The sequence below is a fragment of the Cellulomonas oligotrophica genome (assembly GCF_013409875.1).
GTDB classification, from domain to species: Bacteria; Actinomycetota; Actinomycetes; order Actinomycetales; family Cellulomonadaceae; genus Cellulomonas; species Cellulomonas oligotrophica.
In genome coordinates this window covers 1,318,774-1,340,930 of record NZ_JACCBK010000001.1, presented here as the reverse complement: position 1 = coordinate 1,340,930, position 22,157 = coordinate 1,318,774, and the positions used below count along the sequence as shown (strand labels likewise).

Here is a 22,157-nt window from a genome sequence, read left to right as displayed (position 1 = left end):
CGTCAGCCCGCGACCTCGAGCGGGACGACGCGGTAGACGAGCGACGGCACGCCGTCCGGCAACGACGACTCCCAGACGGTCACCACGTGCTCGCCGATCGTCCGCGTGAGCGGCCCCGTCACCGGCGCACCGGCCGCCGCCGTGTCGTCGTCGAGCACCGCGGCGGCGACGCTCAACCGGTCGTCACCGGGTGCCTCGACCTCGACGACCCAGCCCGTCGAGGTCGTGGCGGTGCCCTCCTGCACCGAGGTGATGGTGCCGCCGACGAGCGGCACGTCCTGCGGGAAGCCGGCAGGGCCTGGGATCCGGGCGAGCCGCTCGCCCACCGTGATCGTCCACGGCCCGTCGGCCCTCGTGGGCTCACCGGAGCGCAGGTGCAGGACCCACAGGTCGTAGTCGCCCTCGGGCAGCCGACGACCGTCGTCGCACCTGCCCAGCGACAGCTGCGACCCGTCCGTCCCCCATCGCGCCTCCTCGTCGTCCTGGCCGAGGGGGGCTCCCGGCACGACGGTCCGCAGGTCGGACGTCAGCGTCGATGTCGAGACGACGACGTCGTCGCGGACCAGCAGTGCACGGGTGTCCGTCGGCAGCGTGTGCACGTCGTCCCCCTGCACCACGTCGGTCAGCGTGAGCGGCGTCTCGGAGCCGCCCCACGTGCCGAGGTGCGACCCGCTCGTGAACGCGGCGAGGCCGTCGCCCGACGGGACGCCGACCATCGTCTCGACCGTCCCGTCCGCGGCGGGGAGCCTGCCGACGTCGGACCCGCAGGTGCCCGGTGCGGCGTCCGGGCGCGCGGCCGGCAGCGACGGACCGGGGGCGAGCAGCCCCGCACCGAGGCCGACGGCGCCGACGGCACCCGCGGCTGCTGCTGCACCCGCGCCGGCGTGCAGCGCGCGTCGGCGTCGGACCCGGGCCGTGATGCGCTGCACGACCGCGACGGCGTCGGTGTCGTCGGGCGCAGCCAGGCGAGACGCGCGACCGGCGGCGTCGGCGATCTCCTGCAGAGCGTCGTCCAGGTACGTGCTCATCGGGTCCTCCGGAGGGTGACGAGGGTGTCGACGGTCGGGTCCGGCTGCGGTGGGGCGGGGGAGGCGTCCGGTCCGAGGACGCGCCCGAGGGCGCGGGCGCCGTCGGACAGGTACCGCTTGACCGCGCCCTGCGAGAGGCCGAGGGCCTCGGCGACCTGCGCGACCGTCATGTCCTCCAGGTGCCGCAGCACCACGCAGGCGCGCACCCGCGGCGCGAGCGTGGCGAGCGCCTCCTGCACGGCCAGGCGCGTGGTGACCACGGGCTCCGGCCCGGCGTGCGGGCCGTCGGGCGGCGTGCGGTCGGGTGCGGCGGTCAGGTGCCGGATCGTCGCCCAGTGCCGGCGTCGGCGGAACCCGTCGACGTACGTGGTGAGGATCGCCCGGCGCACGTACGCCTCCGCGGAGGTGACCTCGCGGGTGCCGCGTCCGCGGGTGAACGTGCGGACCAGCGCGTCCTGCACGAGGTCCTCCGCCTCGCGCAGGTCGCCGGTCAGCAGGTACGCGTACCCGACCAGCGCCCGGCCACGCTCCCGCACGAGCGTGCCGAGCGCGTCCTCCCACGCCGCGACCCGCCCGGCCCTGCCGTCCTCGGCCCTCACGCGCCCACCCTCGTCCCGTCCGTGGCACGGCCTCCCCCTGCGGGGCCGCGCTCACCCTCCCAGACGGGCGAGGGGCCAGAAACGTTGGGGTCGGGCGGCGTGGTGCTTGAATCGTCCTGGGGGGAGGCTGTGATGCACCTGCACGTGAGCACGGAGGACGTGGGGGGTCGCACGGTGGTGCGCGCGGTCGGCGAGGTCGACGTGGGCAGCGGCGACCGGCTGCGCGACGCGCTCGCGCGGGCGGTGACCGACGGGCGGACGGATCTCGTCGTCGACCTCACGGGCATCACGTTCATGGACTCGACCGGGCTGGGCATCCTCGTCGGCGCGCTCAAGCGGGTGCGCCTGGCCGGCGGCACCCTCGAGCTCGTCATCGCCTCGGAGCGGCTCCTCAAGGTCTTCCGGATCACGGGCCTGACCGGCCTGTTCACCATCCATCCGACGCGCGCGGACGCGCTGGACGCACCGGGCTGACCGCGCCGCGGGCGGGCCGGGCCGCAGCCGGTGGGCCGTGCAGCCCGCGGCGTCGTCCACCGTGCCGCCCGCCGGGCGCCGCCACCCGGTCACCGTCTCGTGCGACGCAGGTCACACCTCCTGCCCTACACTCGCGGGGTCCGGCGGCAACGGGGCCGCGGGGCACGACGCACGCCGCGGGGGGTGGCGTGCGCGCTGTGTCGAGGAGGACGCATGCAGCTCGGTGCCACGAGCATCACGATCGTCTCCGTCATCGCGCTCGTCGCGGTCGCCGCCCTGGTCATGGCCGCCGTGCTGCGCCGCCAGGTGCTCGCCGCCGGCGAGGGCACGGCGTCGATGCAGCAGATCGCGCAGGCCGTCCAGGAAGGGGCGTCGGCGTACCTGCGCCGCCAGTACCGCACGCTCGCCGTGTTCGCGGCCGTCGTCTGCGCCCTGCTCTTCCTGCTCCCCGGGGACGGCGGGGTCAGGCTCGGCCGGTCGCTGTTCTTCCTCGTCGGTGCCGGGTTCTCCGCCGCGATCGGGTTCCTCGGCATGTGGCTGGCCACGCGCGCCAACGTGCGCGTCGCGGCGGCCGCGTCCCTGCCGGGCGGACGCGCGGAGGGTGCGCGCATCGCGTTCCGCACCGGGGGTGTCGTCGGCATGAGCGTCGTGGGACTCGGCCTGCTCGGCGCGGCCGCCGTCGTGCTGCTGTACGGCACGCAGGCGCCCGCGGTGCTCGAGGGCTTCGGCTTCGGCGCGGCGCTGCTGGCCATGTTCATGCGCGTCGGCGGCGGCATCTTCACCAAGGCCGCCGACGTCGGCGCCGACCTCGTGGGCAAGGTCGAGCAGGGCATCCCCGAGGACGACCCGCGCAACGCCGCGACCATCGCCGACAACGTGGGCGACAACGTCGGCGACTGCGCCGGCATGGCGGCCGACCTGTTCGAGTCCTACGCCGTCACCCTCGTCGCCGCGCTCATCCTCGGACGCGCCGCGTTCGGCGAGCAGGGGATGGTCTTCCCGCTGATCGTCACGACCATGGGCGCGCTCGTCGCGGCGCTCGGCGTCGTCATCACCCGCGTGCGGGGCGCCGAGAGCGGCCTCACCGCGATCAACCGCGGCTTCTACGTCTCCGCGCTCGTGGGCGTGCTGCTCGCGTCCGCCGCGGCCTACGCCTACCTGCCCGGCACCTTCGCCGCGCTGACGCCCGGCACCGCGGGGCTCGAGACGCACGACGGCGACCCGCGGCTCGTCGCCTCGGCCGCCGTGCTCATCGGCGTCGTGCTCGCCGGCGTCATCCTCTGGGTCACCGGGTACTTCACCGGGACGACGAGCAAGCCGACCCTGCACGTGGCGCGCACGACCCTCACCGGGCCCGCGACGGTCGTGCTGTCCGGCATCGGCGTCGGGTTCGAGTCCGCCGTGTACACCGCGGGCATCATCGCCGCCGCGATCTGCGGGGTCTTCCTCGTCGCCGGCGGCTCCGTGCCGCTCGCGCTGTTCCTCGTCGCGCTCGCCGGGTGCGGGCTGCTCACCACCGTCGGCGTCATCGTCGCCATGGACACCTTCGGCCCCGTGAGCGACAACGCCCAGGGCATCGCCGAGATGTCCGGCGACGTCACGCCCGAGGGCGCGCAGATCCTCACCGACCTCGACGCCGTCGGCAACACCACCAAGGCCGTCACCAAGGGCATCGCGATCGCGACGGCCGTGCTCGCCGCCACCGCGCTGTTCGGTTCCTACGCCGACGCCGTCGCCCACACCCTGCGCGACGTCGGCGAGGGCGTCGGCGACGGGCTGACCGCCGCGATGATGAGCTACGACATCATCAGCCCCGTCACGCTCGTCGGCGTGATCCTCGGCGGCGCGACGGTGTTCCTGTTCTCCGGCCTCGCGATCGACGCCGTCACCCGTGCGGCCGGCGCCATCGTCTTCGAGGTCCGCCGCCAGTTCCGCGAGCACCCGGGGATCATGACCGGCGAGGTCCGCCCCGAGTACGGCCGCGTCGTCGACATCTGCACCCGCGACTCCCTGCGCGAGCTCGCCACGCCCGGGCTGCTCGCCGCGTTCGCGCCCATCGCCGTCGGCTTCGGCCTCGGCGTCGGCCCCCTCGCCGGGTTCCTCGCCGGGGCCATCGGCACGGGCGTGCTCATGGCCGTGTTCCTGGCCAACGCCGGCGGCGCCTGGGACAACGCGAAGAAGATCGTCGAGGACGGCCACCACGGCGGCAAGGGATCGCCCGCGCACGCCGCCGCCGTCATCGGCGACACCGTCGGCGACCCCTTCAAGGACACCGCGGGCCCCGCCATCAACCCCCTCATCAAGGTGATGAACCTGGTGTCGCTGCTCATCGCGCCCGCGGTCGTGGTCATCTCCGTCGGCGACGACGCGAACCACACCGCGCGCCTGGCGATCGCCCTGGTGGCGACCGCCATCGCGTTCGGCGCGGTCGTCGCGTCCCGCCTGCGCGCCGCCCGCGTCGACCGCGAGGGCCGCCTGGAGCACGAGGCCCCCGAGCTCGTCCGCTGAGGACCGGGGGCCGCCCGGACCGGGCGGCCCCCGGGGGCGTCGGGGACGCTCAGCGCGTGGCGCGCTGGACGATCGGCTCCATCGCCGGGTCGGACATCCCCATCGACGCGAGGTGGGCGTCCTCGGCGAGCGCGCTGACCGGCGCCCCGGGCGTAGTTCTCGGTCGCGGACGCGTGACCACCGGACAAGGACGGTCCGCTCTGCCTAGGCTGCACCCGGACCCCGGGGGGATCGGGAGGACGCGTGACCGCTGACGAGCACCCCGCCCTGCGGGTGATGACCTACAACGTGCACGGACTGCGCGACCCTGGCGTCGCCGACGTCGTCCGGGCCTGCCGCCCGGACGTGCTGGCGCTGCAGGAGCCCCCGCGCGGGGTGGGTGGCCGCGCGCGGCTGCTGCGGTTCGCCGGGCGCACCGGCATGCGGCTCGTCGTCGGCGGGGGAGGGGCGCGCACCACGGCGCTGCTCGTCGTCGCGCACCGCCGGGTCACCGACGCCCGGGCCGTGCGGCTGCCGTGGCGTCCCGGGCTCACGCGCCGCGGGGCGTCGACGGCCCTGGTGGACGGTGTGCGGGTCGTGGTCGTGCACCTCGGCCTGCGGGCCGACGAGCGGCTGCGGCACGTCGGGCGCCTGGGTGCGCGCGTCCTGCGCGACGCCACCCGGGCCGACGAGCTCGTCGTCGTCCTCGGCGACCTCAACGAGCGGCCCGGGTCGCCCTCGTGGAGCGCCCTCCTCGACGCCGCGGCCCTCGTCGACGCGGCGGCCGAGGCAGGGGTCGACGACCCGACGTACCCCGCCGACGAGCCGCGCGTGCGCATCGACGCCGTCCTCGTCGACCCGCTGCTGCCGGTGGTCGGTGCGCTCGTGCCGGCGGACGACCCCGTGGCGCGGGCCAGCGACCACCGGCCCCTCGTCGTCGACCTGCGCCTGCCGGAGCCGCCGCAGGGCTGATCGCGGCGGTGCGGCGACCGCCCGCGCACCGGGCACGATGGGGCCATGAGCACCGCGAGCCCGGACGTCCCCGTCGTCGACCCCGCCCTCGTCGCGGACCTGCGCGCCGACCTCGACGCGGCCGCGTACACGGTCGAGCGCGTCGAGGACCTGCTCGGTCCCGTCGCGTCGGCCGCCCTGCACCGCGGCGAGGCCCTGCCCGCCGAGCGCGCGACCCGCACGGACGACGACCCCGTCGCGGTGCTCGTGCGGTGCTTCGTGCTGGGCGAGCCCGTCGCCACGTCGGCGCTCGTGCGGGCGCTGCCGCGCACCGGGGCCGACGGTGCGGCCCGGCTCGGGCTCGTCGAGGCCGCGGGCAGCGGTGGGGAGGATCCCGTGCGCGCCCGCGTCGACCTGCGCCCGTACGCGGCCGTCGACGGCACCGGCGAGGCGACGTGGTGGGTCGCGTCCGACCTCGGCGAGCTCGCCACGGGCCGGGCGCTGCGGACCGACCACGTGCTCGGCGTCGGCGGGGCGTCGGTGACGCTCGCGCAGGCCACCGTGCGCGACCCGCGCGCCCGCGTGCTCGACCTGGGCACCGGCTGCGGCGTGCAGGCCCTGCACGCGTCCCGGCACGCCGCGCACGTCGTCGCCACCGACCTGTCGGCCCGGGCCCTGGCGTTCGCGCGGCTGACCACGGCGCTGGCCGGGCTCGGCGAGGACCGCGTCGAGATGCGGCAGGGCTCGCTGCTCGCACCCGTCGCCGGGGAGCGGTTCGACCTCGTCGTGTCGAACCCCCCGTTCGTCATCACCCCGCGCGTGCCCGGGGTGCCGGCGTACGAGTACCGCGACGGAGGCCGCGCCGGCGACGACCTCGTGCGGGAGCTCGTCACCGGCGTCGGGGACGTCCTCGACCCGGGCGGCGTGGCGCAGATGCTCGCCAACTGGGAGGTGCGGCGCGGGGAGTCGTGGGACGAGCGCGTCGGGTCGTGGGTGGACGCGTCGGGCCTGGACGCGTGGGTGGTGCAGCGCGACGAGCAGGACCCGGCCGAGTACGCCGAGACGTGGATCCGCGACGGCGGCACCACCCCCGCCGACCGTGACGCGTGGCGCACGCTTTACGGCGCGTGGCTCGACGACCTCGCCTCGCGCGACGTCGAGCGCATCGGGTTCGGCATCGTGACGCTGCGACGGCCCGCCGACGGCGTCGCGACCCTGCGTCGCCTCGAGGAGCGCACCGGGCCCGTGCAGCAGCCGCTGGGCCCGACGTTCGCCGCCGGCCTCGCCGCCCACGACGTGCTGCGGACCCTGACGGACGCGGACCTGGCCGGGCTGCGCCTGACCGTGGCGGCCGACGTCACCGAGGAGCGGTACCTGGAGCCCGGTGCCGTCGACCCGAACGTGGTGCTGCTGCGCCAGGGCGGCGGGTTCGGCCGCACCGTGCGGGCGGGGACGGCGCTGGCGGCGTTCGTCGGCGCGTGCGACGGCGAGCTCACCGCCGGCCAGGTCGTCGGGGCGCTGGCCGCGCTGCTCGACGTCCCGGTGGCCGACGTGGCCGCCGACGTCCTCCCCTCGGCCCGCGGGCTGGTCGCCGACGGGCTGCTGCACCTGCCCGCCTGACGCGTCGGGCGCCGGCCGCCCACGGTCACAGCACCGCCACAGGTGAGGCCTACGGCGTGCTGAGGGTCGCTCCCTAGCGTCCTCGTCGGCCGGGGATCCCCGGCGTGGACGGCGGACCCCGGCGGCGGGGCGGTGAGGGAGAACATGCTCGGCGTCTGGAGGAGGAGCCGCCCGCGCACGCGCGTCGTCGCGGGCGTCATGGTGCTGGCCGTGGCGGGCGCGCTGACCTGGTGGCTGTGGTGGCGCGGCGGGACCGCCGCGGACGCGCAGGAGCAGGCGCCGACCACGCGCACGGTCGCGGCCAGCCTGGAGACCCTCGAGAAGACGGTCACCACCACGGGCACGCTCACCCCGCTCGTGCAGGAGACGGCGGCGTTCGAGGTCAGCGGCACGGTCACGGCCGTGGAGGTCGCCGCCGGCGACACCGTCACCGCCGGCCAGACGCTCGCCACGGTCGACACCCTCCAGCTGGAGGCCGACCTGCTGCAGGCGCAGGCGACGCTGGCCACCGCGCGGGCGCAGCTCGACTCCGCGCAGACGGACGACGACGGCACCGACGTGGCCCAGGCCCAGGTCGACGCCGCCGCGGCGCAGGTCGAGGTCGCGCAGGCCGCGGCGGACGACGCGCAGACGGCGATGGACGGCGCGACGCTGCTCGCCCCCGTCGACGGGCTCGTCACGGCGGTCGGGTACGAGGTCGGCGACGCCGTCGGCGGCTCCGCGGGCTCGTCGTCGGGCACCTCCTCGGGAGCGACGGGGTCGACGGGAGGCACGTCCGCCGGCACGTCCACGGCGACCACGACGACGTCCGCCGGCATCACGCTCGTAGGGACCGACGCCTGGCGCGTGGACGCGACGGTCGCCGAGGCGGACGTCGCGCAGGTCGAGGTCGGCGACCAGGTCGAGATGACGTCGGACGACCTCGCGCAGACCGTGTTCGGCACGGTCGCCGAGATCGGCCTGGTCTCGTCCAGCACGTCCGGCACCGCCGCCTACCCGGTGACGGTGCAGGTCACGGGCAGCTACGACGACCTGCACGACGGGATCGCCGTCGACGTGGAGATCGTGTACGAGCGCCGCACCGAGGTGCTGACGGTCCCGGCCGCCGCTGTCACGACGGCCGACGACGGCACCACGAGCGTCACGCAGACGGACCCGGACGGCGCCGAGACGACCGTCCCCGTCGAGGTCGGCGAGACGTCGGGCGATCTCGTCGAGGTCGTCTCGGGGCTGGCGGAGGGCGACGAGGTCGTCATGACCGTGTTCTCCGGGCGCTCGACGCAGTCGGGCTCGACGGACGAGCAGCAGCTGCCCGGTGGCGGGCAGCTGCCCGAGGGGTTCGAGCCCCCCACCGACGGCAGCTTCCCCGGCGGCTTCCCCGGCGGCACGGGAGGCGGCAATGGGTGACGTCCTGACCACGTCCCGACGTCCCCGCGCCCGGTCCGGCGGAGCGGCGCCGGTGATCGAGCTCGAAGGGGCGGGCAAGACGTACCGCACCGGCTCGATCGAGTTCGAGGCGCTGCGCGGCATCGACCTGCGGATCGTCGAGGGCGAGTACGTCGCCGTCGTCGGCCCGTCCGGGTCGGGCAAGTCGACGCTCATGAACGTGCTCGGCTGCCTGGACACCCTCACGCGCGGCACGTACCGGCTCGCGGGGGAGGACGTGTCCGAGCTCGACGAGGTCGAGCTCGCGCAGATCCGCAACCGGCACATCGGCTTCGTGTTCCAGCAGTTCCACCTGCTGCCGTCGCTGCCCGCGTGGCGCAACGTCGAGCTGCCGCTCGTGTACGGCGGCGTCGCACCGGCCGAGCGGCGCGAGCGGGCGCACGAGGCGCTGGCCCGGGTCGGGCTCGCGGACCGGGTCGGCAACCGGCCGGGCGAGCTGTCGGGCGGGCAGCAGCAGCGCGTCGCGGTGGCCCGTGCGCTCGTCGGGGACCCGGCGCTCCTGCTCGCGGACGAGCCGACGGGCAACCTCGACTCCGTCTCGACCGCCGACGTCCTGGGCCTGCTGGACGAGCTGCACGGTGCCGGCCGCACGGTCGTGCTCATCACGCACGAGCACGACGTCGCCGAGCGCGCCGAGCGGGTCGTGCGCGTCACCGACGGCCTCGTCCAGCACGACGGGCCGAGCGGGCGGGCGGCCTCGTGAGCTGGCTGGAGACGTTCCGCACGGGCCTGGCCGCCGTGCGGTCGCACGCGATGCGCTCGACGCTGACGGTGCTGGGCATCCTCATCGGGATCGCCGCGGTGATCCTCACCGTGGGCCTCGGCCTGGGCACGCAGAAGGACGTCAGCGAGCAGATCAGCTCGCTGGGCTCCGACCTGCTCATCGTCACGCCGGGGTCGAGCACGGACTCCTCGGGCATGCGCGGGGGGTTCGGGTCGAGCACGACCCTCACCCGCGCGGACGCCGAGGCCCTCGCCTCGCCGGTCAACGCCCCGGACGTGGCCGGCGTCGCCGCCGAGAAGTCGTCGCAGCTGTCCGTCGAGGCCGGCGAGACCAACTGGACGACGGCCGTCACGGGCACCACGGCGTCCTGGCTCGACGTGCGCGGCCGGGAGGTCGCGCAGGGCCGGTTCCTCACCGAGGACGACGACCTGTCGTCCGCCGCGGTCGTGGTGCTGGGGTCCGAGACGGCCGAGCAGCTGTTCGGCACCACGTCGGTGGTCGGCCAGACCGTCACGGTCGGGACGACGGACCTGCAGGTCGTCGGGGTCCTGACCGCGGCCGGCGCGAGCGGGTCGAGCAACCTGGACGACGTCGCGCTGGTGCCCCTCTCGACCGCCGCGGAGACGCTGATCGGCGGGACCAGCCGCAACGCCGTCTCGACGATCTACGTGCAGGCCGCGTCGGGCGAGCATCTCTCGGCCGCGTCCCAGGAGGTGCAGAACCTCCTGCTGGCGCTGCACGGCGCGACCGACGCCGAGAGCGCGGACTTCACGGTCGAGTCGCAGGACTCGCTCGTCTCGACCGCCACGGCCGTGTACCGCACGCTCACGGTGCTGCTCACGGGCATCGCCGGGCTGTCCCTGCTGGTCGGCGGGATCGGCGTCATGAACATCATGCTCGTGTCCGTCACGGAGCGGACCCGGGAGATCGGCCTGCGCAAGGCTCTGGGCGCCCCGCCGTGGGCGATCCGCCGGCAGTTCCTCGTCGAGGCGTCCGTGCTGGGCCTGACCGGCGGCGTGCTGGGTGCCGCGCTGGGCATCGCGGCCGCCCTGGGCCTGCCGTCGCTGCTCGGCACGTCGATCGTCGTGTCCGGCCTCGCCGTGGGCGGCTCCGTCGTGGTCGCCGTGGTCATCGGGCTGGTGTTCGGCGTGTACCCCGCGACCCGCGCGGCCCGGCTCGCCCCCATCGACGCCCTGCGCGCCGAGTGAGCCCCGCCCGCGCCCGCGCCCCGGCGGCGCGCCGTCCGCCACGCCCCTCGTCCCCGCCCGTCCCGGGCCCCGTCCCTCAGGAGACCTGATGCACACCGACCGCCCGACCTCGACCCGCCGCCTGCGCACGATCGCCGCGGGCGCCCCCGTGGCCGCCCTCGCGCTGCTCCTCGCCGCCTGCGGCTCCGACGCCTCCGCGACCACCGACGCGACCACGTCCGCGACCACCGCCGCCCCGGACGCCCAGCCCGGGGCCGGGTTCGGGGGCGGCACGTCCGGCGAGGTCGTGGTCGTCGACGGCTCCACGATGCAGGTGCAGGGCACCGACACCCAGACCGCTGTGACCTGGGACGACGCGACGACGTTCACGCAGACGGTCGACGCGTCGCTCGCCGACGTCACGACCGACGTGTGCGTGACGGTGGTGACCGGCGAGGACGGCGCCGCGGCGACGAGCGTCGCGATCAGCGACCCCGTCGACGACGCCTGCACCGCGGGCTTCGGCGGCGGGGGCATGGGCGGCGGCACACCGGGGGAGATGCCGACGGGCATGCCCGAGGGGGAGATGCCCGACGGCGCCCCGACCGCGATGCCGGAGGGCGAGATGCCCGAGGGTGCGCCCACGGACATGCCCGAGGGCGGGTTCGGCGGCGGCGGGTTCGGCGGCGGGACCACGGGCCTCGTCACCGCGGTCGACGGGTCGACGCTGACCGTGGCGGTGACGTCCCAGGACGGCTCGTCCTCGACCGCGCAGATCACCGTCGACGACGCCACGACGTACACGCGCACGGCCGAGGCCGACGCCACGGCGGTCGTCGTCGGAGAGTGCGCGACCGTGCAGGGGGAGGCCGACGACAGCGGCACCGTGGCGGCCACGTCCGTCGCGGTCACCAGCCCCACCGACGAGGGCTGCACCACCGGCTTCATGGGCCGGGGCGGCGCGGGCGAGCGCCCGGGCACCGCGGAGGAGGGCTCCGATGCGTGACCCGCGCCGCGGCAGCCGGCGGCGCCGGACGGCCCTCGCGGTCGTCGGCGGCGCCGCGGCCCTCAGCCTCGTCGGCGGCGGCATCGCCGTGGCCGTCGGGGGTGGCGGCTCCGACCGGTACCGCACCGCGACCGCCGCGACCGGGACGGTGGCGCAGAGCGTCAGCGCCGTGGGCACCGTGAGCTCGCAGACCCGGCGGGACGCCGCGTTCGCGGCCGCCGGGACCGTGTCCGCGGTCGAGGTCGCCGTGGGCGACACCGTCGCGGCGGGCGACGTGCTCGCCTCCCTCGACCCGACGGCGCTGCAGGACGCGCTCGACCAGGCCGAGGCCGACCTCGCGGACGCCGAGCAGCAGCTCGAGGACGACCTGGCCTCCCAGACGGCGTCGACCACGTCGAGCACCGCGTCGTCGAGCAGCACGGCGGCGGGCACCGCCTCGGACGCCGCCGCCTCGGACACCACGTCGTCCGGAGGGGCCACGTCCGGAGGGACGATCTCGGAGGGGACGGCGTCGGAGGGCACGGCGTCCCCCGGGACGCCGTCCGACGGCACCGGGGCCGACGGTTCGGGTGCCGCGGACGAGGCGTGGGCAGCCGTCGAGGAGGCGCAGGCCGCCGTGACGACCGCGCAGACCGACCTGCTCGCCGCCTACGACGCCCTGACCGCCTCCGTCACCGGCCTTGCCGACGCGTGGTCGGGCGCGACGTGCGCGGCCTTCCTCGCGATCGACCCGGCCACGGTCGTCGGCACCGCCGCCGACGCCGCCGACGAGGAGACCGACGGGGACAGCGGCGACGGCGCGTCCGGGGGCGGGACGGACGACGGCGCCGACGCGACCGCCGGCGCGACCGACGCGGGCACCTCGGGCGACGGTGCGACCGACGGCTCCACCGCCGACCCGGCGGCTGGCGACGGGTCCGGGACGGCCGCCGAGATCGCCACGACCAGCGCGGTCACCGCGACCACGCCGACGGACGGCACGGCGACGACCGTGCCGCTGGCCGACGCGCAGGCCGCGCTCGCGGCCTGCCAGGCCGCGCTGACCGGGGCGCAGGGCTCGCTGTCCGAGCCCCTGACGGCTCTGCAGACGACCGGGGACGCCCTCGACGCCGCGCTGGCCGCGCTCGACGAGGCCGTCGTCGCGGCCCGCGCGGCGTCCGGGTCGGACGACGCCACCGCCTCGGGCGGCTCGTCGGGCAGCGATGCGTCGGGCGGTGCGGGCACAGCGGGGTCGTCTTCCGGCACCGGCACCGGCACCGGCGCCGGCACCGGCACCGGCAGCACGTCGACGACGGCTCCGTCGTCGACCGGCACGTCCACGACCGGCACGTCGTCCTCGGGGACGTCGTCGACCGGCTCGTCGGCTGCGGGCACCGGCACCGCCACCGGTTCCGCCACCAGTTCCGGCACCGCGGGCGCGGCCGACGAGGTCGCCTCGGCGGCCGCGGTCCTCGCCGACCGCGCCGAGGTCGCGCTGCGCGCCCAGGCCGTCACGGTCGCCGAGCACGAGCGGACCCTGGTCGACCTCACCAGCCCGGTCGCCGGCACGGTCGCGGCGGTCTCCGTCGCCGTGGGCGACACGGTCACGGCGGGGTCGACGTCGCAGGTCGTCACCGTGCTCGGTGACGACGGGCACGTGGTCACGACGACCGTCCCGCTCACGTCGGTCGACGCCGTCGAGGTCGGGCAGGTCGCGCAGGTGCGGGTCGGCACGACGGACGCGGACCTGACCGGGGTGGTCAGCAGCGTGGGGGTGCTCGACGTCTCGGAGTCCTCGACGCCCGCGTACACGGTGCTCGTCGCGCTGGACCCGACCGACGAGGTCGTCCTCGACGACGCGTCCGCGCAGGTCGACGTCGAGGTCGCGGCCGCGCAGGACGTGCTGACGGTGCCGACGTCGGCGCTGCGCACGGCCGCGGGCGTCACCACCGTGCAGGTGCTGGGCGCCGACGACGCGGTCAGCGACGTCGAGGTGCGCACCGGGGCGGTGGGCTCCGAGCTGACGGAGGTGGTCGAGGGCCTGGCCGCGGGCGACGCCGTCGTCCTGGCCGACCTGGAGGCCGCGCTCGACCTCGGCGACGACACCGAGGGGTCCACGGGCCTGTCGGGCCTGTCGGGCACGACGGAGGAGACGGAGCAGGGGTTCGGCGGCATGCCCGCCGGTGGGCCGCCCGCCGGCACGGGCGGTGCCCGCGGCTGACCCCGGGACGCGGGAAGGGCGGCACCGGTGCGGTGCCGCCCTTCCCGTGGTGCTGCGTCCGGTCAGTCCGGGACGCGGGTCCACACGCAGTTCTGCGTCTGGAACCCGGCCAGACCTGCGTCGAGGAGGATCTCGTCGGGGACCTGGTCGGGGACGGCCCCCGTGTACGACTCCAGCACCGACGCGTCGCTGCCGCTGAAGTCGCCCAGCGCGGCGATGTAGCACTCCGCGCCCTTGACGCCGCCCGTCGTGCGGTACGTCCCCGGGCGCAGGTCGCCGGGGCCCGTGCCGATGACGTACATCCCGTTGGCACCCGTCTTCGTCAGCGTCGCGCCGACGTCGACCCGGCGCGTCCACGTGCCGCAGCCCGAGGTGCGGAAGTACTTGTCCGCGCTCGTGATCGTGACGACGTGACGGCCGGCCCCGAGGTTCCAGCCGCGCAGGCCGGTCTCGGAGGTCCCGGTGTTGGTCCGCAGCTCCCACTCGCACCACGACGCGGTCGTGGACGAGATGTAGGTGCCCGCGGGGATGGTCGTGCCGACCTTGAAGGTCCCGTTCTTCGTGATCGTGGCGGCCGGGACGTCGACCTTGGCGGTCGGCTTGCTGGTCCGGGTCGTCGTCACGTACGTGCTGCGCTTCGCGGTCACGGTGACCGTGATGGTCTTCCCGTGGTCGGCGGTCGTCAGCTTGTACGAGGTCTTCGTCGCACCGGCGATCGCCGTGCCGTTGCGCTTCCACTGGTAGCTCAGCGTCGGCGCGGGCTTCCACGTGCCGGCCGTGACCTTGAGCGTCGAGCCGATGCGCGCGGTGCCCGTGACCTTCGGGGTCGGGGCGGTGCTGAACGTGGCGGTCACCGCGGTCGCGGCGCTCGTCACGGCCTTCGTCGAGTACCCGGTCTTCTTGCCCGTGACGCTGACCGAGAGCTTCTTGCCGCGCAGCGACGCCGGGATCGTGTACGTCGAGGACGTCGCGCCCTTGATCGCCGCACCGTCCGCGCGCCACTGGTAGGTGTACGCGGGCGCCGGGGACCAGGTGCCGCGGACCGCGGTGACCTTGCTGCCGACCCGGGCCGTGCCGGAGATCGTCGGGGTCGCCGCCGTGAGGACGCCCGCACCGACCTTCGTGGTGGTGCTGGCCTTCGTCGCCGTCGCGTACCCGGCCTGGCTGCCGGTGACGACCACGCTCAGGAGCTTGCCCAGGTGGGTCGCCGTCGGCGTGAACGTCGCCGAGGTCGCACCCGTGACGGCCGTGCCGTCGACGCGCCACTGGTACGCGAGCGTCGTGCCCTCGGACCAGGAGCCCGGCACCGCGGTGACCGCCGAGCCCACCCGGACGGTGCCGGACAGCGTCGGCACCGCGGTGGTGAGCGTGCCCACGGTGACGGGCGCGGTGGGCTCGCTGGTGCCGGAGACCGGCTCGAGACCCTCGGCGGTGGCGGTGACGCGCAGGGCGAGCGTCGCCCCCAGGTCGGCCGGCGTGAGCGTGTACGTGCCCTCGGTGCCGACGACCTCCTCGCCGCGCAGCCACTCGAGCGCGAGCGTCGCGCCCTCGGGCCACCCGGTGGTCACCGCGGTGAGCACGGAGCCCACCTGCGTCGTCCCGGTGATCGACGCGGTCCCGGCGGTGAGGGCCTCCGCGGCGGGCGCGTCCTCGGCGGGTGCGACGACCGGCGCGGGGTCGGCGGTCGGGTCGGTGGTGGCGTCCGCGACCGCCACGACGGCGGTCGGGTCGGTGCCCGGGTCGGCGCTCGCGGGGAGCGCTCCCGCGAGCGAGGTCGCCGCCACGGCGAGCACGGTGGCGGCGGACAGGAGCTGCCGGTGGGCGCGGGCGGTCAGCCCGGCGGGTCGGCGCGTGCGTGCAGGGGACATCGACGTCCTTCGGTGTCGTGCCGGCCCCCCTGGCCGGGCGGGACGACACTAGAGGTCACAGGCCTGCGGGGGGACCGATTTGTGCGCCCGCTGTGCAACGGATCGGCAACGACCACCCGTTCGGACGCGGCCCGGCGGGAGCAGGCTCGCGCCGACGCGCTCGGTAGGCTCGGCGCCGTCCGGCGCACCGGGCACCGGCCCGCCCGGACGGCGTGGCGCGAGCGACGGAGGAACGATGACGACGCAGGGCACGGGCACGACGGAGCCGGGCGCGACGCCGACGGTCGCGGTGCTGGGCGCCGGCGTCATGGGTGGCACGCTCGTGGCCGGTCTGCGCGCCGGCGGGTGGCCCCCGGCCGCGGTCGTGGTCGCCGACCCCGACGCCGCCAAGGCTGCCGCGACGGCCGACGAGCACGGTGCGACGGCTGCTCCGGACAACCGGGCCGCGGTGTCCGCCGCGGACGTCGTCCTGCTCGCGGTCAAGCCCGGTGCCGTCCCCGCCGTCCTGGCGGACCTCGCCCCGGTGCTGCGCCCCGGCGCCCTCGTGGTGAGCGTCGCGGCCGGGGTGCCGCTCGCGGTCTACGAGTCCGCGCTGCCGGCCGGGACACCGGTGGTCCGGGTGATGCCGAACACCCCCGCCCTCGTCGGCAAGGGCGCGTCGGCCACCGCCCCGGGCGTGGCGGCGGGGGACGAGCACCTCGCCCTCGTCGAGCGCATGCTCGCCGCCACGGGCGTCGTCGTGCGGGTCGCGGAGAAGGACATGGACGCCGTCACGGCCCTGTCCGGCTCGGGCCCGGCGTACGTCTTCTACGTGATCGACGCGCTCGCCGAGGCCGGCGTGCTGCTGGGGCTCCCGCGGGACCTGGCGACGACCCTCGCGGTCGCGACCGTCGAGGGCGCCGGTGCCATGGTCGCGCAGACCGGCGAGCACCCGGCCGTGCTGCGCGAGCGCGTCTCGTCGCCCGGCGGCACCACGGTGGCGGGCGTCGCGGCCCTCGACGCGCACGCGGTGCGCGCGGGGCTCGTCGCGGGGGTGCGGGCCGCGGCCGAGCGCTCGCGCGAGCTGGGCCGGCCGGCGGGGGCCTGACCGCCGTGGTGGCCGACGGCCCGGTGCCGCGCGTGGCGGACGTGCAGGCCCCTGCCCGCCCGCCGGCGATGAGCGACGTCGCGGCGCTCGCGGGCGTGTCCCACCAGACGGTCTCGCGCGTCCTCAACGACCACCCGAGCGTGCGCCCGGCGACCCGGGCGCGGGTCGTGGAGGCGATCGCGACGCTCGGGTACCGGCGCAACCTCGCCGCCCGTGCGCTGGTGACCCGCCGCACGGGCACGATCGGCGTGATCACGCCCGCGACGGCGCTGTACGGCCCGACGAGCACGCTGGTGGCGTGCGAGCAGGCGGCGCGGGACGCGGGCGCGTACGTGTCGGTCGCGACGCTGCGCACGTTCTCGCCCGACGACGTCGTGACGGTCGTGGAGCACTTCCTCGTGCAGGGTGTCGACGGCATCGTGGTGGTGGCGCCGCGCACCGAGACCCTGGGGGCGCTGCGCTCGGTGCACGCCCCGGTGCCGGTGGTGGTCGTCTCGTCGGCCCCGCAGCCGGGCGGGCGGGCGGTGGCGGTCGACCAGCACGCGGGTGGCCGCATGGCGACGGAGCACCTGCTGGCGCTGGGGCACGAGACGGTCGTGCACGTTGCGGGCCCGCCGGAGTGGTTCGACGCCGGGGACCGGCTGCGCGGCTGGCGGTCGGCGCTGGAGGCGGCGGGCCGGCGGGTGCCGCCGCCGATCGCGACGGGCTGGTCGGCGGCGGACGGGTTCGCGGTCGGCGGCCGGCTGGTGGCGCAGGGGCTGCCGTCGGCGGTGTTCGCGGCGAACGACCAGCTGGCCCTGGGGCTGCTGCGGGCGTTCCGGGTCGCGGGGGTGCGGGTGCCGCAGGACGTGGCCGTGGTGGGGTTCGACGACGAGCCGGGCACGGCCTTCTACGACCCGCCGCTGACGACGGTCCGGCAGGGGTTCGCCGAGCTCGGGCGGCGGGCTGTGCGCGCGGTGCTCGACGCGGGGGCGGCCGGAGCCGCCCCGGCTGCCGTGCCGGACGTGCCGCTCGCGGGGGACGGGTCGTTCGTCCCTGGGCTGATCGCGCCCGAGCTGGTGGTCCGCGAGAGCACGGTCGCCGGTGCGGGTCCGGGCGGGTGAGACCTGCCGGGGACGTTTCGCCGCGCGGCATGTGAGCGCTAACATGATGGCGTCGTCGGCACCCCGCCGGCGACGCGCCCCCGGGGGTGCCGACGCGTCGCCGCGTCCGTGCCGCCCGGCCGGGCGCACGAGACCTCGGGACGGAGCGACATGGCTGTCGACCCCCAGCACCACCGGACGGTGGCCGCGGACCACGCACCCAGCACGGCACGGCAGCCGGGGCGGGCCCGATGAGCGCGCCGACGGCCGAGCAGGTCGCCCAGGTCCGCGCCGCGATCGAGCAGGGCCGCACGAGCCTGGGCATCGAGCTCGGCTCCACCCGCATCAAGGCGTGCCTCATCGGGCCCGACCACGCCCCGGTCGCCAGCGGCGGGCACGCGTGGGAGAACCAGCTCGTCGACCGCACGTGGACCTACCCGCTCGACGCGGTCTGGACGGGCCTGCAGGCCGCGGTCGCCGAGCTGCACGCGGACGTCGAGCGGCAGTACGGCGTGCGGCTGACCTCGGTCGGTGCGCTCGGCGTCTCGGCGATGATGCACGGCTACCTGGCGTTCGACGCGAGCGGCGAGCTGCTCGTGCCGTTCCGCACGTGGCGCAACACCTCCACGGGCCCGGCGGCGGCCGCGCTCACCGAGCTGTTCGGCTACAACGTCCCGCTGCGCTGGTCGGTCGCGCACCTGTACCAGGCGGTGCTGGACGCCGAGCCGCACGTGCCGCAGATCGCGTCCCTGACGACCCTCGCCGGCTACGTGCACCACCGCCTGACGGGCGAGCACGTGCTCGGCGTCGGCGACGCGTCGGGCATGTTCCCGGTCGACCCGGCGACGCGCGACTACGACGCCACCATGGTCGAGGCCTTCGACGCGCTCGTGGCCGACCGCCACCCCGGCATGCGCGTGACCCACCTGCTGCCCCGGGTGCTGCTCGCGGGCCAGGACGCCGGGCGTCTGACGCCCGAGGGCGCCGCGCTGCTCGACCCCACGGGCACCCTCGCCGCCGGCGCGCCCGTGTGCCCGCCCGAGGGTGACGCGGGCACCGGCATGGTCGCGACGAACGCCGTCGCGCCCCGCACGGGCAACGTCAGCGTCGGCACCTCGATCTTCGCGATGGTCGTGCTGGAGCGGGCGCTGGCCCGCGTGCACCACGAGATCGACCTGGTCACGACGCCCGCAGGCGACCTCGTGGCGATGGTGCACTGCAACAACGGCGCCAGCGAGCTGGGCGTGTGGGCCGAGGTCTTCGGCCAGTTCGCCACGGCCCTGGGCCACCCGGCGGGGCAGGACGAGGTCTTCGCGGCGCTGCTGGGCTCCGCGCTCGACGGCGAGGCCGACGGCGGCGGGCTGCTGGCCTACAACTACCTCGCGGGCGAGCCCGTGACCGGCCTGGACGAGGGGCGCCCGCTGGTCGTGCGGACCCCGGACAGCCGGCTCACGCTCGCGAACTTCGTGCGCACGCAGGTGTACGGCGCGTTCGGGACCCTGAGCCTGGGCATGCAGGTGCTCGCGGACGAGGGCGTCGAGCTCGACGCGCTGTTCGCGCACGGCGGGCTGTTCCGCACGGCGGGCGTCGCGCAGCGGCTGCTCGCCGCGGCGGTCGGCGCCCCGGTGGCGGTCGGCACGACCGCGGGCGAGGGTGGCGCGTGGGGCATCGCGGTCCTCGCCGCGTACCTCGGGCACGCGGACGCTCAGGACCTCGGCACGTACCTCGGCACACAGGTGTTCGCCGGGGCAGACGTCGTCGTGGCCGAGCCCGACCCCGCCGACGTGGCCGGCTACGCGACCTTCCTCGAGCGCTACCGCGCCGGCCTCGCGGTCGAGCGCGCGGCGACCGAGGCGCTCTGAGTGACGACGACCCCGCACGTGACGACGGACCAGCGCGCCCTCGGCCGGGCGCTCACGACGACCCCGCAGGAGATCCGATGACGACGACCCTCGACGCGTACCCGCAGACCGTGCGCGACGCCGTGGCGCAGGCGCGCACGTCCGTGTCCGCGCTGCACGCCGAGCTGCCCCGCTGGGGGCTCGTGGTGTGGACCGCCGGCAACGTCTCCCAGCGCGTGGTCGTGGACCCCGCCGCGGGCCCCGGCCCGGACGACCTGCTCGTCATCAAGCCCTCGGGCGTGACGTACGACGAGCTGACGCCGGAGTCGATGGTCGTGTGCGACCTCGGGGCGAACCTCGTCGACGGCACCCGCGCACCGTCCTCGGACACGGCGGCGCACGCCTACGTGTACACGCACATGCCGGAGGTCGGCGGTGTGGTGCACACGCACTCCACGTACGCGACCGCGTGGGCGGCGCGCGCCGAGCCGGTGCCGTGCGTGCTGACGATGATGGCCGACGAGTTCGGTGGCCCGATCCCGATCGGCCCGTTCGCCCTCATCGGCGACGACTCCATCGGCCGGGGGATCGTCGAGACCCTGCGCGAGTCGCGCAGCCCGGCCGTGCTGATGCGCAACCACGGGCCGTTCACGATCGGCAAGGACGCCAAGGCCGCCGTGAAGGCCGCGGTGATGGTCGAGGAGGTCGCCCGGACCGTCCACATCAGCCGCCAGCTCGGCGAGCCGCTGCCGATCGAGCAGCAGCACGTCGACTCCCTGTACGCCCGATACCAGAACGTCTACGGCCAGCACTGACGCGGCCGGTGAGGAGAGACATGAGCAAGGCATACGAGGGTCGCGAGATCTGGTTCTTCACCGGCTCGCAGGACCTGTACGGCGAGGAGACGCTCGCGCAGGTCGCGGCGCAGTCGCAGGAGGTCGCGGCCGCGCTCGAGGCGTCGTCCGACGTCCCGGCGACCGTGGTCTGGAAGCCCGTCCTCAAGGACTCCGAGTCGATCCGCCGGGCGATGCTCGACGCGAACGGCGACGACAAGGTGCTCGGCGTCATCACGTGGATGCACACGTTCAGCCCCGCGAAGATGTGGATCACGGGCCTGGACCTGCTGCGCAAGCCGCTGCTGCACCTGCACACGCAGGCGAACGTCGAGCTGCCGTGGGACACCATCGACTTCGACTTCATGAACCTCAACCAGGCCGCGCACGGCGACCGCGAGTACGCGTACATCGCCACGCGCCTGGGCCTGCCGCGCACCACCGTGTCCGGCCACGTGTCGAACCCGGCCGTGACGTCGCGCATCGGCACCTGGGTGCGGGCGGCCGCGGGCTGGCAGGCCGTGCAGGACCTGCGCCTGGTGCGCTTCGGCGACAACATGCGCAACGTCGCGGTCACCGAGGGCGACAAGACCGAGGCGGAGATCCGCCTGGGCGTCTCGGTGAACACGTGGGGCGTCAACGACCTCGTCGCGGCCGTGGAGGCCGTCGACGAGGCCGCGATCGACGCGCTGGTGGCCCAGTACGAGGAGCTCTACGACGTCGTCCCCGAGCTGCGTGCCGGTGGTGCGCGCCACGAGTCGCTGCGGTACGCGGCGCGCCAGGAGATCGCGATCGAGGGCTTCCTCGTCGAGCGCGGCGCGATGGCGTTCACGACCAACTTCGAGGACCTCGGCGAGCTGCGGCAGCTGCCCGGCCTGGCCGTGCAGCGGCTGATGGCCAAGGGCTACGGCTTCGGCGCCGAGGGCGACTGGAAGACGGCCGTGCTGGTGCGGGCCGCGAAGGTCATGGGCCAGGGCCTGCCGGGCGGTGCCTCGCTCATGGAGGATTACACCTACGACCTGACGCCGGGCGCCGAGAAGATCCTGGGCGCGCACATGCTCGAGATCTGCCCGACGCTGACCACGTCCAAGCCGCGCGTGGAGGTGCACCCGCTGGGCATCGGCGGCAAGGAGGACCCGGTCCGCATGGTGTTCGACACCGACGCGGGCCCGGGCGTCGTGGTCTCGCTGGCGGACATGCGCGAGCGGTTCCGCCTCACGGCCAACGTCGTCGACGTGGTTCCCCCGACCGCCGACCTGCCGCACCTGCCGGTGGCGCGCGCGGTGTGGGAGCCCCGGCCGGACTTCACGACGTCGTCCGAGTCGTGGCTGGCGGCCGGCGGTGCGCACCACACGGTGCTGACCACGGCCGTGGGTGTCGAGGCGTGGGAGATCTTCGCCGACCTCGCCCGCACCGAGCTGCTCGTCATCGACGAGCACACCACGCGTCGCGGCTTCCGCGACCAGCTGCGCTGGAACCAGGTCTACTTCCGCGTGGCGCAGGGCCTCTGAGCCCACCTGCCGGGTGAGACGCCCGGCTCCAGGACTGACGCCCGTCCTCGTCCCGCCGCCGGGGGAGGACGGGCGTCGCCGTACCCGGTGTGTCAGCGCCCGGGCGAAATGTCAGGGCGCACTCCACACGGGTCACCGGCTGTTTGACGTCAGGGTGCCGGGGTGACTACCCTCACGTCTTGCTGGGGGGTGGACGTGGGAGCGCTGGCAGCG

General features: G+C 75.8%; 18 protein-coding genes. 14 read left to right on the top strand and 4 right to left on the bottom strand.

Going from position 1 to position 22,157, the window contains the following annotated elements:
- Positions 1 to 2: 2 nt before the first annotated feature.
- Both BKA21_RS05925 and BKA21_RS05920 read right to left on the bottom strand, forming a co-directional pair.
- Entirely contained in the window at positions 3 to 1,028 is a 1,026-nt protein-coding gene (locus BKA21_RS05925; protein WP_140457403.1) for a hypothetical protein, read from the bottom strand.
- On the bottom strand, positions 1,025 to 1,627 hold the full coding sequence (locus BKA21_RS05920) for a SigE family RNA polymerase sigma factor (protein ID WP_140457402.1): 603 nt from the start codon (positions 1,625 to 1,627) through the stop codon (positions 1,025 to 1,027). The genes BKA21_RS05925 and BKA21_RS05920 overlap by 4 nt, the downstream gene beginning before the upstream one ends.
- A gap of 132 nt (positions 1,628 to 1,759) precedes the next feature.
- Here BKA21_RS05920 and BKA21_RS05915 point away from each other — a divergent pair, with 132 nt between their 5' ends.
- Together BKA21_RS05915 and BKA21_RS05910 are read left to right on the top strand one after the other, a co-directional pair.
- Complete coding sequence (locus BKA21_RS05915; RefSeq protein ID WP_140457401.1) at positions 1,760 to 2,101, top strand: STAS domain-containing protein; 342 nt, start codon at positions 1,760 to 1,762, stop codon at positions 2,099 to 2,101.
- A 213-nt stretch (positions 2,102 to 2,314) separates the two neighbouring features.
- Positions 2,315 to 4,609, top strand: coding sequence for a sodium-translocating pyrophosphatase (locus BKA21_RS05910; RefSeq protein ID WP_140457400.1), 2,295 nt, complete (start codon positions 2,315 to 2,317; stop codon positions 4,607 to 4,609).
- Between the two features lie 49 nt (positions 4,610 to 4,658).
- Here BKA21_RS05910 and BKA21_RS19325 read toward each other — a convergent pair whose 3' ends face one another.
- Positions 4,659 to 4,790 (bottom strand): hypothetical protein, encoded by a 132-nt coding sequence (locus BKA21_RS19325; RefSeq protein WP_257023416.1) that lies wholly within the window; start codon positions 4,788 to 4,790, stop codon positions 4,659 to 4,661.
- Between the two features lie 62 nt (positions 4,791 to 4,852).
- Here BKA21_RS19325 and BKA21_RS05905 point away from each other — a divergent pair, with 62 nt between their 5' ends.
- The 7 genes from BKA21_RS05905 to BKA21_RS05875 all read left to right on the top strand — a co-directional run bounded on the left by BKA21_RS05905 (position 4,853) and on the right by BKA21_RS05875 (position 13,722).
- Entirely contained in the window at positions 4,853 to 5,560 is a 708-nt protein-coding gene (locus BKA21_RS05905; protein ID WP_140457399.1) for an endonuclease/exonuclease/phosphatase family protein, read from the top strand.
- Between the two features lie 45 nt (positions 5,561 to 5,605).
- Entirely contained in the window at positions 5,606 to 7,159 is a 1,554-nt protein-coding gene (locus BKA21_RS05900) for a DUF7059 domain-containing protein (RefSeq protein WP_140457398.1), read from the top strand.
- A gap of 144 nt (positions 7,160 to 7,303) precedes the next feature.
- Positions 7,304 to 8,566, top strand: coding sequence for a permuted SH3 domain-containing protein (locus BKA21_RS05895; protein WP_239072734.1), 1,263 nt, complete (start codon positions 7,304 to 7,306; stop codon positions 8,564 to 8,566).
- Positions 8,559 to 9,308: an ABC transporter ATP-binding protein gene (locus tag BKA21_RS05890; protein WP_140457397.1), complete on the top strand. Its 750-nt coding sequence runs from the start codon at positions 8,559 to 8,561 to the stop codon at positions 9,306 to 9,308. The genes BKA21_RS05895 and BKA21_RS05890 overlap by 8 nt, the downstream gene beginning before the upstream one ends.
- Positions 9,305 to 10,537 (top strand): ABC transporter permease, encoded by a 1,233-nt coding sequence (locus BKA21_RS05885; protein ID WP_140457396.1) that lies wholly within the window; start codon positions 9,305 to 9,307, stop codon positions 10,535 to 10,537. The genes BKA21_RS05890 and BKA21_RS05885 overlap by 4 nt, the downstream gene beginning before the upstream one ends.
- Positions 10,538 to 10,625: 88 nt before the next feature.
- Positions 10,626 to 11,522: a hypothetical protein gene (locus BKA21_RS05880; RefSeq protein WP_140457395.1), complete on the top strand. Its 897-nt coding sequence runs from the start codon at positions 10,626 to 10,628 to the stop codon at positions 11,520 to 11,522.
- The gene (locus tag BKA21_RS05875) at positions 11,515 to 13,722 is read left to right on the top strand and encodes a permuted SH3 domain-containing protein (RefSeq protein WP_140457394.1); all 2,208 of its coding nucleotides are present in this window, start codon (positions 11,515 to 11,517) and stop codon (positions 13,720 to 13,722) included. Before BKA21_RS05880 ends, BKA21_RS05875 begins: the two co-directional genes overlap by 8 nt.
- A gap of 62 nt (positions 13,723 to 13,784) precedes the next feature.
- Here the strand turns inward: BKA21_RS05875 and BKA21_RS05870 are convergent, their stop codons facing one another.
- Positions 13,785 to 15,590, bottom strand: a complete 1,806-nt coding sequence (locus BKA21_RS05870; RefSeq protein WP_140457393.1) for an Rv1352/Rv1906c domain-containing protein — start codon at positions 15,588 to 15,590, stop codon at positions 13,785 to 13,787.
- A 235-nt stretch (positions 15,591 to 15,825) separates the two neighbouring features.
- Between BKA21_RS05870 and proC the strand changes: the two genes are divergently transcribed.
- The 5 genes from proC (at position 15,826) to araA (ending at position 21,944) form a co-directional block, all read left to right on the top strand.
- On the top strand, positions 15,826 to 16,677 hold the full coding sequence (gene proC, locus BKA21_RS05865; protein WP_140457392.1) for a pyrroline-5-carboxylate reductase: 852 nt from the start codon (positions 15,826 to 15,828) through the stop codon (positions 16,675 to 16,677).
- 32 nt (positions 16,678 to 16,709) lie between these two features.
- On the top strand, positions 16,710 to 17,780 hold the full coding sequence (locus tag BKA21_RS05860) for a LacI family DNA-binding transcriptional regulator (protein WP_239072735.1): 1,071 nt from the start codon (positions 16,710 to 16,712) through the stop codon (positions 17,778 to 17,780).
- 230 nt (positions 17,781 to 18,010) lie between these two features.
- A complete protein-coding gene (locus BKA21_RS05855; RefSeq protein WP_140457391.1) occupies positions 18,011 to 19,621 on the top strand; it encodes a xylulokinase in 1,611 nt (536 codons plus the stop codon).
- Positions 19,622 to 19,698: 77 nt separating this feature from the next.
- Positions 19,699 to 20,415, top strand: a complete 717-nt coding sequence (locus tag BKA21_RS05850; protein WP_140457390.1) for an L-ribulose-5-phosphate 4-epimerase — start codon at positions 19,699 to 19,701, stop codon at positions 20,413 to 20,415.
- Positions 20,416 to 20,435: 20 nt separating this feature from the next.
- A complete protein-coding gene (gene araA / locus BKA21_RS05845; RefSeq protein WP_140457389.1) occupies positions 20,436 to 21,944 on the top strand; it encodes an L-arabinose isomerase in 1,509 nt (502 codons plus the stop codon).
- The last annotated feature ends 213 nt before the right edge of the window (positions 21,945 to 22,157 follow it).

Coding starts and splice junctions, on each gene's coding strand:
- BKA21_RS05915 (WP_140457401.1), top strand. CDS start 1,760: ATGCACCTGCACGTGAGCACGGAGGACGTGGGGGGTCGCACGGTGGTG.
- BKA21_RS05880 (WP_140457395.1), top strand. CDS start 10,626: ATGCACACCGACCGCCCGACCTCGACCCGCCGCCTGCGCACGATCGCC.
- BKA21_RS05875 (WP_140457394.1), top strand. CDS start 11,515: ATGCGTGACCCGCGCCGCGGCAGCCGGCGGCGCCGGACGGCCCTCGCG.
- BKA21_RS05855 (WP_140457391.1), top strand. CDS start 18,011: ATGAGCGCGCCGACGGCCGAGCAGGTCGCCCAGGTCCGCGCCGCGATC.
- araA (WP_140457389.1), top strand. CDS start 20,436: ATGAGCAAGGCATACGAGGGTCGCGAGATCTGGTTCTTCACCGGCTCG.
- BKA21_RS05900 (WP_140457398.1), top strand. CDS start 5,606: ATGAGCACCGCGAGCCCGGACGTCCCCGTCGTCGACCCCGCCCTCGTC.
- BKA21_RS05925 (WP_140457403.1), bottom strand. CDS start 1,028: ATGAGCACGTACCTGGACGACGCTCTGCAGGAGATCGCCGACGCCGCC.
- proC (WP_140457392.1), top strand. CDS start 15,826: ATGACGACGCAGGGCACGGGCACGACGGAGCCGGGCGCGACGCCGACG.
- BKA21_RS05910 (WP_140457400.1), top strand. CDS start 2,315: ATGCAGCTCGGTGCCACGAGCATCACGATCGTCTCCGTCATCGCGCTC.
- BKA21_RS05870 (WP_140457393.1), bottom strand. CDS start 15,590: ATGTCCCCTGCACGCACGCGCCGACCCGCCGGGCTGACCGCCCGCGCC.
- BKA21_RS05895 (WP_239072734.1), top strand. CDS start 7,304: ATGCTCGGCGTCTGGAGGAGGAGCCGCCCGCGCACGCGCGTCGTCGCG.
- BKA21_RS05850 (WP_140457390.1), top strand. CDS start 19,699: ATGACGACGACCCTCGACGCGTACCCGCAGACCGTGCGCGACGCCGTG.
- BKA21_RS05890 (WP_140457397.1), top strand. CDS start 8,559: ATGGGTGACGTCCTGACCACGTCCCGACGTCCCCGCGCCCGGTCCGGC.